This is a genomic window from Streptomyces sp. XH2, assembly GCF_049725035.1.
In the GTDB taxonomy this organism is placed as follows: domain Bacteria; phylum Actinomycetota; class Actinomycetes; order Streptomycetales; family Streptomycetaceae; genus Streptomyces; species Streptomyces roseoverticillatus.
The window spans coordinates 1-12451 of record NZ_JBMMMZ010000016.1 but is presented as its reverse complement, the minus strand read 5'-3'; the positions used below and the strand labels follow the sequence as shown (position 1 = coordinate 12451).

The following is a 12451-nucleotide window of genomic DNA, read 5'->3' as shown; positions in this document are numbered from 1 at the left end:
AGCGCGCTTGCCCCGGGCCGGGACCCCCTAGCCGGATGGGAGGCCGGTTAGCGTGAGAAGCCCCTGGACGTGTTGGCGCAAGCCTGGGGGAGAGGAGCCGTGCGCTAGTCGGCCTGGACGGCCCAGCCGAAGAAGAGCCAGGTCGGCTTGGCCATGGGGTCGTCCAATAGCAGCGCTCCGGCGGTACCGGAGATTCGGCGGTCGTCGTCCTCAATGAGCCGGTCCGCCAGCCAGTCGGCGTCCTCCTCCTTGAGCGGACCGCCGTCGGCGCCTTCGAACGCGGTGTAGGAATCGCCGAAGTAGCCCGCCTCGATGGCGCGGAGCGGCGCCCGGTCCGCGACGACCACGACACCCTTGACCTTCGTGAGGTCCGCCCGGCGGTGGAAGGGGTCACGGGGCCGGGCAGCGTCCTCGGCGGCGAAGGCGGCGAACGCGCTTTCCGGCGTGGGGCCGCTCGCAATGAAGCGGTACAGCATGGGATACATGGCAGTCCTCGGTGCTGGCGGAGGCCGCCGGGCTCGCTGCCCGGCGGCCAGAGGGCGGAGAGTGGTCAGGCGGGCTGGCCGGGGAAGACACGGACCCGGCGGCGCATGGCGTGCATGATGCGGGACAGGGCGGCGGGAATGACGCCTTGCATCTCCGTGGAGTTGCCGCCGCGCTGACCGGCGGCGTGCACCTGGGGCTGCTCGCCCCGGTTGCGCACGATGTGGAAGGTGCGCTGGTTGAGATCGACGGCGTGCACGAGCCGGACTTCCTGGCTGCTGGGCAGCATGTGGTTCACGCGCGCGCCCCGCTGCGCGAGCTGTGCCAGCGGCTCGGGCAGTTCCGTGTCGGCGCGCCTGCTCCAGCCCTCGAACATGAACCCGATCGCGCTGACGCGCGCCCCGTATACGTCGCCGGGCAGGACGATGGGCGGGACAGGCGGAAGCGCGCCCGCTCGTCGCCACAGAGCATCGGCGGGGTTGTCGTCACCGGGGTTCCACAGGCGCTCGGGGACGAATGCCGCCTCCACGCGCCCGCCGGGCAGTGCGCGCAGTGTGAACAACCGCGCGGGGCGGTCCCATCCCTGACGCTCGCCCAGCTCGTCTTCGATCGCCGTCAGTGCGGCAGCGAGGGTGTTGGTGGCGGGGTCGTCCGTCAGGAGGGTGGGGGCGGAGATGGTGAAGCTGTGAGTTTCCCAGGGCATGACAAGTTCGCCTTTCCGTGCAGCCGCAAGCGGGCAGCCGTGATGAGGGGGAGTGCCGGAGTGTCCGGCTCGATAGGATTAAAGTACGCGTGAAAATAGAGAAATGCAACGCAGGGAGTGGGGGTATCCTCCCTGAATCAGAGCCCTGCCGGTGAGCCTCGCCACGGATTCCTGTGTGGCTGCTCGGGCTGACGCACGTTCAAGCGACAATGAAAAACGGTATCGACGGCATCCGGTCCCCGGGGGAGTTCTCTTTGTCCATCGACCGTCTCCAGCACGTCATCACCCCCACCTCGCGCGCCACCCGCACGCAAGGACCCGGCATCCCGCACTCCCGTACCGGCCAGAGCGCTGTCGGTTCATCCTTGGAGGTGCTGGATACCGACGCCTTCCACCGCACCCTGCAGCGGGCCACTGCCCACAACGCCTCGGGCCCCCTGGTCGCTCTGGTCGCCGACGAAGCCGGTCGCCGTCTCGCCCGCGGCCACCTCGCGGTCCCCGACCTGCGGCTGCTGCTGGCCACCTCGGACACCGGCGCGTGGGCCGCCCTCCGGAGGGCCGCGCTGTCCGCCGTCACCGCCAGCCCGGCCCTGGCGCCCAGCATCATCTCCATGCACGCCCAAGTCCTGCGCCTGCCCTCAGCAACGGTCCGCGAAGGGCAGGACACCACGGGCGAGCCGTCCTTCGCCGCTCAGGCCACGTTCGCCTCCGACGGCCGCGAGACGAGCGGCAGCATCCAGCGGTCCCGCACCCGCAAAGGCGCCCGGCAGCAGGCCATGGCGTCGCTCATCGCCGCGCTCGCCGACCTGCCCGACCCACTCGCCGAGCACGCCGCCGAGACGTGGAACGGGTTCCACGACCCGGATCTCCCGCCCCTGGCGCCGCCCACAGGCACCGCCCCTGGCGCGGCGCTCGCAGGCGGCCGTAATCCCCTCATGGTCCTCAACGAATACGCCCAGGCCGGCCACATCACCCGGCCGGACTTCCGCGTCACCGTGAGCGCCCCCGCCCGCTTCACCGCGACGGTCACCGCCGTCCACCGCCAGCAGCAGCTCACCGGCACGGGGGATGCGCCGAGCAAGCAGGGCGCCCGCGCCCTCGCTGCCGACCGCCTCTTGAAGAAGCTGCAGCAGCATCTGGCCACCGACGACACCCCCACTGCCGCGCCCTCGCCCTCCGAGCCGGCCGCAAGCCCCAAGCCCCCCGCTCCGGCCGTCATACCGCTGACCGGCTCCGCCCCCGCGCTGGAGCAGGAGCTCCCACCACCGCCCATGGCCAGCGCTCCCGAGCTGTTCCGCGCGCGGGGAATCCTGGAGCAGGCGCTCGACCAGGGTGCGGCCTTGGCCCTGCTGCCCTCCCGCCACCCTGCCCGCACGACCTGGATGGTCTTCAAGGCCGACGGCGCCCCGCTCCCCGACACCGGACCCCTGCCCCCGCCGCTCCAGCCGGTCACCCGGGCCCTCGCCCTGCCCGGCCCCAGCGGCATCATGCCGCGCCGCGCCACGGTGACCGGCATCGCCGTCCCCCTCGGCCTCGCCCTGCCGGCCCTCCTCGCACCGGGCGCGAACGAGCACGCGTCCGTGACCGGATGGCGGCACGCCCTCCGCCTCGCCCTGCAGTGCGTTGCCCAGCAACGCGTTCACCCCGCTCTGACCGCCGACGGCCAGGACTGCTGGCGCGCCGGCCCGATCACCGAGCCGCTGCGCCAGGCCGTCGCCGCCGTCGCCGCCCAGCTCGCCCCCGAAGGCCACTGCCTTCTGACCGGCAGCACTCCCCTGCGCGTGACCGCTCCCGAGCCGGCCGTGTGGACGCTGCTCGACGCCGTCGCCGACACCATGCTCCGCACCCCCGGCGCGACCGTCGTTCTCGGCCCCGGCCCCTACAGCGGCCCCGCCGGCCAGCACACTCCGCCGCGACCGGAGATGTGGGCGTGGGCGGACGCGATCGAGGACACCACCGACCCCCACCCCGTCCCCGGCCTCGTGCTGCGCATCAAACAGCCCGACGCCGACAACCCGGTCCCCGCCGCGCCGGTCACCCTGCACCTCGCCACCGGCGGCGAAGACGAGACCGTCCCGGCGATCAGCATCTGGGACGGCACGTCCCCCCACCGCGACCTCACCCCCGCGCTCCTGCCCGGCGTACGCCGCGCGCTGCGCCGCGCCGCCCGCCTCTTCCCGCCGCTCGAGGACCTCGCCGCGCAGGAACGCCCCCACCGCACCACCCTGACGGCAAAGGACCTGGCCGAGCTCCACCTGACCGCAGCCGCCCCGCTCGCCAACGCGGGCATCACCCTCCACTGGCCCGACTCCCTCCTCGGAGCCTTCACCACCACAGCCGTCATCGGCACCCACGAGAACCAGACCGCACCGACGCCCGGCAGCGCCCTGGGCCTGAAGCGGCTGGTGGACTGCCGCTGGCACGTCAACCTCGACGGCCAGCCACTGACCGAGCAGGAGATGACCGCGCTCGCCGAGACCGCCTGGCCGCTGATCCAGCTGCGCGGCCGCTGGCTGCTCATCGACCCCGCCACCGCCCGCCGCGCCCGCAACCGCACCCTGGCGCCCCTGCCCTCCCTCGACGCCCTCGCCGCCGCCCTGTCCGGCACCCTCACCCTCGACGGCGAAACCCTCGAAGCCCGGCCCGCCGGCACCCTCGCCACCCTCGTCGACGCACTGCGCCACGCCCCCGACAGCCCCCAGCCCGTCCCCCCACCGGCCGCCCTGAAAGCGACGCTGCGCCACTACCAAGCGCGCGCCCTCACCTGGCTCGCCCACACCCTTCACCTGGGCTTCGGAGCGCTGCTCGCCGACGACATGGGGCTCGGCAAGACGCTGACGGCCATCGCCCTGCACCTCCACCGCGCCGAGACCATGGCCGGTGACGCCGGGCCGACCCTGGTGGTGTGCCCGGCATCCCTCATGACGAACTGGCAACGCGAGATCGCCCGCTTCGCCCCCACCACCACCGTCGTCCGCTACCACGGCACCGACCGGGCCCTCGACGCCGACACCCTCGGCCCGGACACCGTCATCGTCACCACCTACGGCACCCTGCGCCGCGACACCACCACCCTGGCCGGCATTGACTGGGGCCTCGTCATTGCCGACGAGGCCCAGCACATCAAGAACCCGGCATCGGCCACCGCCAAGACGCTGCGCCGGCTGCCCACCACGGCCCGACTCGCCGTCACCGGCACGCCCGCGGAGAACAACCTCACCGAGCTGTGGGCCATCCTCGACTGGACCAACCCCGGGCTCTTCGGCACCCGAGCCGCCTTCCGCGCCCGCTACGGCGCCGTCGAGAAAGACCCCGCCTCACCGGCCGCCGCCCAGCTCGCCCGGCTTATCGGTCCGTTCATGATGCGGCGGCGCAAGTCGGACCCCGGCATCGCCCCGGAGCTCCCCGGCAAGGTCCACCACCACCGGATCGTCGCCCTCACCGACGAGCAGACCGGCCTGTACGAGGCGACCGTCCGCACCACCATGGATCAGATCGCCACCAGCACCGGCATCGCCCGCCGCGGCCTGGTCCTCAAGCTCCTCCAGGCCCTGCGCCAGATCTGCAACACCCCAGCCCTCTACCTCAAGGAACCCCTGGACAACACCGATCCGGCCGCCCTCGCACGCCGCTCGGGCAAGCTCGCCGCCCTGGACGACCTCCTGCCCACCCTGACCAGCCGCGGCGAAGCCGCCCTGATCTTCACCGGCTACGTGCAGATGGGACGCATCCTCGAGCACCACCTGCGCGCCCGCGGCCACTCCGTCTACTTCCTCCACGGAGGCACACCACCGGCCCGCCGCCAGGACCTCGTCGACGCCTTCCAGCACGACCCCGACCCGGCCCCGCTGTTCATCCTGTCCGTCAAGGCCGCCGGCACCGGGCTCAACCTCACCCGGGCCGAGCACGTCGTCCACTTCGACCGCCCGTTCAATCCCGCCATCGAGGACCAGGCGACCGACCGCGCGCACCGCATCGGCCAGCAGCGCACCGTCCAGGTCCACCACCTGGTCACCGAAGGCACCGTGGAAGACCACATCGCCGAACTCCTCGACCGCAAGCGGGCCCTGACCGAAGCCGTCCTCACCTCCGGTGAAAGCGCCTTCGCCGACCTCGACGACACCGAGCTCGCCGCCCTCGTCACCCTGCAGGGGACCCGATGACCAGCCCCAGCAACACCCGCAGCATGAGCCCCCTCGTCGCCGCGTGGAAGCAGAACTTCCACCTCGCCACCGGCGGATCCGGCTCCTACACCAAAGGCCTCAACCTCCACCGCAACGGCGCCGTCGGCCAGATCCACGCCGCCCCCGGCCAGCTCGCCGCCGCCATCGGCGCGAAGAAAGCCACGCACAAGGCTGTCCTGGCCCTGCCTGAACTCACCGACGCGCAATGGCACACCCTGGCCGACCGGCTCGCCGACATCCCCCAAGCCGTCGCCGACCTCCTCGCCAACCGCGTCCCCGCCGCCATCGCCGACCCCGGCCACGCCGGCGGCATGGCCATCGTCCCCAGCGCCGACGAGATCTCCTTCTCCTGCTCCTGCCCCACCGGCCGAACCGGCCGCGTCTGCGACCACAGCGCAGCCCTCGGCCACGCCATCGCGGAACGCCTGGCCGGCACCGCATCTGTCCTGCTCGCCGCACGCGGCATGCCCACCCGGTCCTTCGCCGCCCTCGTGCGCGACCGCCTGACCGACACCGACCCCGGCTCCCTCCCCGCAGACGCGAGCGGAACCGTCCGCGCCGACCAGCTCTACTCCCTATGGGCCAACCGCCCCCCACAGCAGCCCACGCCCGAGCCCGACCTCGACACCGTCGCCCCGATCACCGACACCCTGGACGACCCGCCCGCCCCCTGCCCCTCAGCCCAGGACCTGGCGTGGATGACCAAAGACGCCGCCGACCGCGCCCGCGCGCTCCTGACAGGCGCCGGCGCCACAGGACAGCCCCACGATCCCCTCGCTGACGCCGTACGCATCCTGGCCACTCCTGAGGGAATCCGCCGACTCCCCGACGTCGCCCACACCACCGGCCATACCGAATCCACCCTGCGCACGATGATGATCGGCTACCGCCACGGCGGACCAGCCGGCGCCCACGCTGCCCACGCCCCGACCCCGACACCCACCACCACCCTGGAACACGCGCGCGAAGCGATCCGGGCCTCGCGCCTGCTCGCCCTCAGCAGCATCGACATCATCGACGGCACGCTGACCGACACCACCGCCGGCATCCAGCTGCGCCCAGGGCCCGACGGCGCGTGGTTTCCCTTCACCTCCTTCAACGAAGAATGGCGTCCTGCCGCTGGATGTTCCGCCGATCCGGTCGCGGCGTACCAGGCTGCCCGCCGGGCCCGCACGGCCCGACCAGCAGCGAGATGACCTGACCGAGTGCTGCGGTCGCCGCATCCCTCCTGCGGGATGAACACATCAGCCCCGACGAGGGGACCGGTGCCCGAGCAGCGACTGGGGTCGGTATCGGCGTCCTCCGCGATCGGGACGCTGACCGCTGGCCGCCCGCCCGACGCCGGCCCCCGGGAACGCCACGGAGAGAATGTGCGCAACGCCAGGCGGTACAGTCGTCGCCCGCCCAGACAGCGAGGGAGAACCGTGGATCTGCAGACCGGCGTACGGGTCTACACGTTCGTGCGTGACCGCCAGGACGAGCAACGGGACGAGCAGCACCCACAGGGCCATCACGCCTACGTCGAGTCATGGCACGAGGCCCACGACCTCAGCCAGAACTACGCCAGCGCCGTCCAAGCCGGCGACTCCGAAGAAGCCGGCCGCTTCCTCGGCCAGCTGATGGACATGGCCGACCAGTGGAAGAGCCACCCCGGCTACTCGGTCGTCTCCGCCGGCATCCCAAGACACTGACCCGGGTGCCGACCATCTGTCTTCCGGACCGGACACGAGAGCGCTTCCACGCGCCCTGGACCTCGCACACGCCGATGGCTCACGGCGGGGGGATCAAGCGAACGACGGTCACGGTGAGAATTCCCGCCGAGACTACGTAGCGCAAGATCACCCCGGAAACAGTGGCCTCGCGACGATCCCTGTCCGACCCGACCTGGCTCGATGCCTGCCCGTACGGGTCCGCCCCGATCGTGGCCTCCACACGCGCCCGGAACGCCTTCGGTTCAGGCAGCTTGCCCAAGGCCTCCTCGGCGAGCGGTGCGTAGGCGACGCGATATTTCACGCGGCGGCCGCCGGAGCAACGCTGGCCTGACGCTCGGCCTGCAGCAGAATGTCCACACGGTCCAGCTCGTCACCGGGAATCAGTTCGAGCGCCCACTTGCGGATGACCGAGCCCACCCTGCCTGGCCCAGCAGCGGAAAACTCCTCGTCGAACACGAGCTGCCGCTCGGAGTCGAGCGCTGCCCGGACGTCCTTCGCCGTGAGGGGAACCTCAAAATCCTCTCCGCCGAAACGGACGCGGACCGGGCCACTGATGCGGTACTCGCGCTGCTCCCTGTCCAGCTCGGCGAAGGCTGCCTTCTGGGCAGTGATCCTCCGGACGACGGCTTCCTCGTCCAGGTCGTGCGGAAGGCCGGTCATGACTCCTCCTCCATGTCGCTCTGCGATAACGCTACCGGCGGCTGCCCGCCGCCGTCCCCGACAGTGCCGAACGTCCGCAGCACCTGACGGGCCCCTCCAGGGCCGGCCCGAGCCGGGTTCGCTCATGCGAGGTGCCGTGCAGAGGGTCAGAGGAACAACGGCGACCGGCGCGGTGGGGCATGACGCACGTCCGAGGACCGCCGCGAACCCCGGGTGGCGAGCACCAGGCGACACACTCGGCTGGGCGATACCGAGCAGCGTGCAAGAGCGGCTGGCCGTATGGTCGCGGTACCCGCGACAGACAGGACGCGCGGGCACAGGCGGCCCCGTGGCCCATTCGCACGTCGTTGCGGGGCCGCCACACCTCCTACGCCTGCCCGGTGCCCAGCTGCTGCTGCCGCTCGTACTCGCGGAGCATCGCGTCACGGGCGCGCCTTTGCGCTCGCAGATCTCGGACCAGGGCCAGCCCGGAGGCACGTATCCGATCGTAAGCCTCCGGCGAGATCGCACCACCTCCGCCGGTTCCGGCATAGACGCGGTCGAGTGCCTCCTGCCCTTGCTCGGTAGACGCCAGGAAGAGTTCCAATCCCGGGTCCTTCTGCAGAAGCCGCGCCAGATGTTCTCGGCCGGAGTCCGTCGAGGCCAGGTCCCGGTACTGCTCGGGGTCGCTGCCCATACGACGATGGAAGTCCGCGGAGACCTCGGGGTCCTGCTTGATCACGCGCGCAGCGCTTTCAAGGAAGGCCGCCATACGCATGATGCTGGCCGAATCCGGGTCGTACGGACGCGGCCCCGCGTCGCCCGGCTGCCAGTTCCGCGACGCAGTGATCTGCTCCTCAATGTCCACACGCTTACCTTACGAGCCGTGTGATTCCTAGAGTGCTTACCCCAGGGACCATGGGTTCGTAGGCGCCGCCCCGCGTCGGCGCCTACGAAAGCTGGGGCAAGCCGCCACTCGACACGTGTCCATCGCTCCTGTGCACATCGGAAAGCAGGCGCAGGCGGCGGGTCGGCCACGTACACACATCCAGCGGTCGGCCGGCTCCCCCTGCACCAGCGGCATGAAGCCTGGGAAGCCACTGCCGGCGGCCCCTTCCACCCCCGCCATCCATTCACGCCGCATACAGACGTACTGAGCCGTCGGGCTGGGACCAGCTGGGACCACCGGTCTGCACCAGGACCTCCGGACCTCCGCGCAAAGTGCGTCGTCCACGATGACCAGCTCGACAGGACGACGGTCTCCAGCAATACAGGCCCGGGTCACGGCCCTCCAGCACCCGCCGTACGTCTCAGCTGCCCGAGTGTTTCTGGCCAGCGCGCCGTGACTCAACGACGGTGACGCCAGTGCTGATGCGCCCGCAAGACCTCGACCCCCCACGCAGCCCGCTGCTGCGCCGGGGTTTGCCCGGTAGACAAGCCGAGCTGTTCAGCGATCGCCGGAAAACGGGGATGCATCTGCCGGTCTCCGACGGTGACGAGGGCTGCGAGGAGCGGCTCGCCGTCGCGGCGCTCCTCATCGACCAGCCACAGAACGACACTCTCGTCGTCGCGATGCAGACGAGGCAGGGCCGGAAGGCGCTTTCGAATCGCAGGCCAGCTCGTCATGGTCCCGGCCTGCGCGACCTGCTCCAGAAAGGACCGCAACTGAGTGGCGATCTCCCACAGCGCACCGGACTCCAGCAGCGCCGGCTCCAGCCCCTGCGTTGACCGCCGCGAGGCAGTGGCCGCGGGGTCGGTCCGCGCTGCTGGCCGCCGTCGTGAACCGCGGCTCGACGGCATGGACTGCTCCGGCACCCTGCCCGAAGACCACACCACCGCCGGGCGCCCCGAAGTTGGCTTGGCCGACGGACGCGGTCGGCGCACCGTACGGGGCTCCTGCTCCAGCACCGGCTGAGACGACTGATCCGCAGCCTGCCGACGCTCCTCTTCCTGCCAGCGACGAGAAGAGAGGATCTCCTTGTACTCCGCCAACCGAGCGCGCTGCTGCCGAGTCTCGCTCGGCGGTGCCTGCGCGGCCTGCTGCCAGGCCAGGGCATAGAGGTCAGCCGCCCGCGCCACGGCGAGCTTGTCGACCGCCCGCCCCAGCTCCGTCAGAGTGTGATTCAAATCCCGCCGGATCGTCGCGATCTCCATAGCGGACCGCACCGGACGCCCTGTCGTACGGCGCCGGAAATCGGTTTGCCAAGACGACCCGCCACTCAACCGCACACGCCCGCTGGACAACTACCGTCCCCTCCCCGTGGACCCCAACATCCGGTGAAAGCACCGACGTTGCGGTGCTGGATTCCCGCAACCGAACCCACCTAAGCGCATAACCCGCACTCATGCCGGGTGATTGGCCGAATACCGCGATTCCAAACCGCACAGCGAGGCCCCTACTGCTCTCGACAGGACAGCTCGTCCGCAACCCCGTAGTAGTCGCCGAGAGCGATGACACCCCGCTCGCCCTCCAACTGCGCCAGCAGACAAGCCGCGGCAACACCACTGGCCAGGTCGCCGGCCGTGCGTGCGACCCGCCACTGCGCCCGGCCATTGCGAGGCCGACCGTCGGCGAACTGCAGGACATCGCCCGAAGTGCCCACGCTCACCCCGGCACGTTGCGCCTCGCCCTGGAGCCAAGTCGCAGCCTGGTCCCGCGAGTGCCCCCATCGCCGGAGGTTGTGAGCCATTTCGGCGGAACGTAGCGGCACCGCGAACGCGAGGAAATCCCGCAACTCATCGATTGTGTTTCGTGGCTCAGGTTTACTCATGGAAGTTTTCCTCTGGAGTCCCGTCGGTAGTGAAGACCAACGCAATAGATACTGAACTGAAACGCTGAGCGTGAGCTAGAAAAGTGGCTGAGTTTCCAGCGAAAGTGAACAAGCGGGCTCCGTCGGGAAAACCCCGTAGCGGTCAGGCCACACTACTTGCCAGAACGGCACAGCGACCTCTGCCCCGTACACCGCCCGCAACATGGAGAATTCGTCCAACGAATCGACCCGCCGCATGAGCAGCTGATAATCGTTGGGAAGAAGGCCATCCAACGGCGCGTCAGGAGTTGGCTCCGTGGCACTGAGTTTGTCAACAACGGAATGGATGATGCTCTGAAGGGTTCTAACGTCGAGACCTGTCATCACGACTTCATAGCCGCGCGACTTGTGCAGCCCAATGGTGTAGCAGAAGGGAGCCGAATCTCCATCACCGAGAACCGCTTGCACAGCAAACCCGTGTTTGAAAATCACGCGTCGCAGTCGAGCGACATAATTCACCATGAACTCACCGAACATTACTCATCGCCTCTGACCGTCAGCGCGCACGGGCTCGGCACGGAAGACATGCTGATACACATCCGGGTGGTAGACCGCGATTCCGTCACCGACTGTCCGCACGTCATAGACGTCGGGGTCGCGCGGAAGGTCCCTGAGTTCGGGAACCGTCTCCAGAGCATCGAAGAAGAGCGTGACGAGTTGCTCTTGCGCGCTGTTGGCGCCGTCGGGAAGGGCGGTCCGTGACCAGCCGTGTCCGAGGGGGCGCACGCGAAAGGTGGCCATGATCAATCCTCCAGAGAGGTCATCGAGTGATAGGTGAGGCCCATCCGACCTGCATGCGCGAGGGCTGGGCGTCATCGGAAGACGTCGTAGGTGTGGCCGGATCGCTTCTCCGGCTTTGGGAATAGGACTCAGGCCTGCGGGGAGAACCCCTCAGGGCGCAATATCGTCGTTCTCGGCGCAATCGGGACAGTCATCTGGACAGCGGTCCAGCGTGCCGAGGCTGTGTACCTGACAACGCAGACAAGGTGCGACCGAGGCGACGTAACCACAGCCTTCGTCGCGAGTCGGCCCTGTCCAGTCATCAACCAGTACGCCCGTTGGTTCGTTGCACAACCCGCAGTTGACTTCGCCGGGTCGGTAGATGGCCATCAGAATTGCTCCGTCTCTCCAGGGCCAGGTGTCTTCCGGCCAGTGGGGGCTTCGGCTGAGGTTTGGCCCGTGAGGGTGGGGCCGGCTTGTGGCGTGGGGCCCGGCCCGCGGGTGGGGATGTTGCCCCGGGGCCGAGGGTTTGGGGGTGTGGAGGGTGTCCTCCGGCCGGTCCGCGATGGGTCCCGGACCGGAGCCCTCCGCCCCTGGTTGCATGGGGGCGTTAGGGCTGTCTGGCTGGTGCTCCTGACGGGATTCGAACCCGTGCCGAGTAGGTGGGCTTGGACAACGCGCTTCCCTGCCGGGGGTTCGAGACCGCTGGACGGTCTCTCGTTGAGGTTCCCCAACCCTGGTGCTTTTGGCTGGCCAGGGCCCGGTCCCGGTGCATCCGCAACCGTCCCACCATGACGCCGTTCCGTTTTACGGCCGCTCTGTCCCTGCCTGAGCTACAGGAGCCTGGTCGTGGCCGGGGTCTGGGGTCACAGTCCCGGCGGGGTGTTGGTGTTGGGTGTGTTCGAAGCTACGCGGTGTCGTTCTTGGGTGTTCCGCAGTATGCGCAGTGCGGGGTCTGGATCTCGGGGAAGGGGCGGGTGGTCCAGCGGTGGCCGAAGGGGCGGTTCGGGCACAGCCACGAGGACGTGTCCATTGCTGCTCCTGGGGTTGGCTGGGCGCTGGGGCCCCTGCCCGGGGGATGCTCGGCCCGGGGGCTGCCTGGTTCCGGGGGCTGGGCCGCCCCGGGGGCCGCCGGTGCCGGTGTGGGGGGTGCCCGGGGCCGGGTTGGAGGGGGGTGGGGTTCCCGGCCCCGGGCGGTTT

The 12451-nt window shown here is 70.0% G+C and carries 12 protein-coding genes; 3 read left to right on the top strand and 9 right to left on the bottom strand.

Annotated elements, in window-relative coordinates:
* Window positions 1-104: 104 nt before the first annotated feature.
* Together ACOTKD_RS30230 and ACOTKD_RS30225 are read right to left on the bottom strand one after the other, a co-directional pair.
* Window positions 105-485, bottom strand: coding sequence for a hypothetical protein (locus tag ACOTKD_RS30230; RefSeq protein ID WP_424892174.1), 381 nt, complete (start codon window positions 483-485; stop codon window positions 105-107).
* A 65-nt stretch (window positions 486-550) separates the two neighbouring features.
* Window positions 551-1186 (bottom strand): hypothetical protein, encoded by a 636-nt coding sequence (locus tag ACOTKD_RS30225; RefSeq protein ID WP_424892173.1) that lies wholly within the window; start codon window positions 1184-1186, stop codon window positions 551-553.
* Between the two features lie 254 nt (window positions 1187-1440).
* On the opposite strand from ACOTKD_RS30225, the gene ACOTKD_RS30220 reads away from it, so the two are divergent.
* The 3 genes from ACOTKD_RS30220 (at window position 1441) to ACOTKD_RS30210 (ending at window position 7061) form a co-directional block, all read left to right on the top strand.
* Window positions 1441-5349: an SNF2-related protein gene (locus ACOTKD_RS30220; RefSeq protein ID WP_424892172.1), complete on the top strand. Its 3909-nt coding sequence runs from the start codon at window positions 1441-1443 to the stop codon at window positions 5347-5349.
* Entirely contained in the window at window positions 5346-6566 is a 1221-nt protein-coding gene (locus ACOTKD_RS30215) for a hypothetical protein (RefSeq protein WP_424892171.1), read from the top strand. The genes ACOTKD_RS30220 and ACOTKD_RS30215 overlap by 4 nt, the downstream gene beginning before the upstream one ends.
* Window positions 6567-6794: 228 nt before the next feature.
* On the top strand, window positions 6795-7061 hold the full coding sequence (locus ACOTKD_RS30210; RefSeq protein WP_424892170.1) for a hypothetical protein: 267 nt from the start codon (window positions 6795-6797) through the stop codon (window positions 7059-7061).
* A 318-nt stretch (window positions 7062-7379) separates the two neighbouring features.
* Here ACOTKD_RS30210 and ACOTKD_RS30205 read toward each other — a convergent pair whose 3' ends face one another.
* The 7 genes from ACOTKD_RS30205 to ACOTKD_RS30175 form a co-directional block, all read right to left on the bottom strand.
* On the bottom strand, window positions 7380-7742 hold the full coding sequence (locus ACOTKD_RS30205; protein WP_424892169.1) for a hypothetical protein: 363 nt from the start codon (window positions 7740-7742) through the stop codon (window positions 7380-7382).
* Between the two features lie 367 nt (window positions 7743-8109).
* Window positions 8110-8589, bottom strand: a complete 480-nt coding sequence (locus tag ACOTKD_RS30200) for a hypothetical protein (protein WP_424892168.1) — start codon at window positions 8587-8589, stop codon at window positions 8110-8112.
* Between the two features lie 479 nt (window positions 8590-9068).
* Window positions 9069-9875: a hypothetical protein gene (locus ACOTKD_RS30195; protein ID WP_424892167.1), complete on the bottom strand. Its 807-nt coding sequence runs from the start codon at window positions 9873-9875 to the stop codon at window positions 9069-9071.
* 242 nt (window positions 9876-10117) lie between these two features.
* Complete coding sequence (locus ACOTKD_RS30190) at window positions 10118-10492, bottom strand: hypothetical protein (protein WP_424892166.1); 375 nt, start codon at window positions 10490-10492, stop codon at window positions 10118-10120.
* A 75-nt stretch (window positions 10493-10567) separates the two neighbouring features.
* Entirely contained in the window at window positions 10568-11008 is a 441-nt protein-coding gene (locus tag ACOTKD_RS30185) for a DUF4262 domain-containing protein (protein ID WP_424892165.1), read from the bottom strand.
* A gap of 3 nt (window positions 11009-11011) precedes the next feature.
* The gene (locus tag ACOTKD_RS30180; RefSeq protein WP_424892164.1) at window positions 11012-11272 is read right to left on the bottom strand and encodes a hypothetical protein; all 261 of its coding nucleotides are present in this window, start codon (window positions 11270-11272) and stop codon (window positions 11012-11014) included.
* An 886-nt stretch (window positions 11273-12158) separates the two neighbouring features.
* A complete protein-coding gene (locus ACOTKD_RS30175; protein ID WP_424892163.1) occupies window positions 12159-12284 on the bottom strand; it encodes a hypothetical protein in 126 nt (41 codons plus the stop codon).
* Between the last annotated feature and the right edge of the window lie 167 nt (window positions 12285-12451).

Bases quoted from the DNA above. Each gene is read 5' to 3' on its own strand.
- ACOTKD_RS30205 (WP_424892169.1), bottom strand. From the start codon at position 7,742: ATGACCGGCCTTCCGCACGACCTGGACGAGGAAGCCGTCGTCCGGAGG.
- ACOTKD_RS30215 (WP_424892171.1), top strand. From the start codon at position 5,346: ATGACCAGCCCCAGCAACACCCGCAGCATGAGCCCCCTCGTCGCCGCG.
- ACOTKD_RS30180 (WP_424892164.1), bottom strand. From the start codon at position 11,272: ATGGCCACCTTTCGCGTGCGCCCCCTCGGACACGGCTGGTCACGGACC.
- ACOTKD_RS30190 (WP_424892166.1), bottom strand. From the start codon at position 10,492: ATGAGTAAACCTGAGCCACGAAACACAATCGATGAGTTGCGGGATTTC.
- ACOTKD_RS30175 (WP_424892163.1), bottom strand. From the start codon at position 12,284: ATGGACACGTCCTCGTGGCTGTGCCCGAACCGCCCCTTCGGCCACCGC.
- ACOTKD_RS30230 (WP_424892174.1), bottom strand. From the start codon at position 485: ATGTATCCCATGCTGTACCGCTTCATTGCGAGCGGCCCCACGCCGGAA.
- ACOTKD_RS30185 (WP_424892165.1), bottom strand. From the start codon at position 11,008: ATGTTCGGTGAGTTCATGGTGAATTATGTCGCTCGACTGCGACGCGTG.
- ACOTKD_RS30195 (WP_424892167.1), bottom strand. From the start codon at position 9,875: ATGGAGATCGCGACGATCCGGCGGGATTTGAATCACACTCTGACGGAG.
- ACOTKD_RS30225 (WP_424892173.1), bottom strand. From the start codon at position 1,186: ATGCCCTGGGAAACTCACAGCTTCACCATCTCCGCCCCCACCCTCCTG.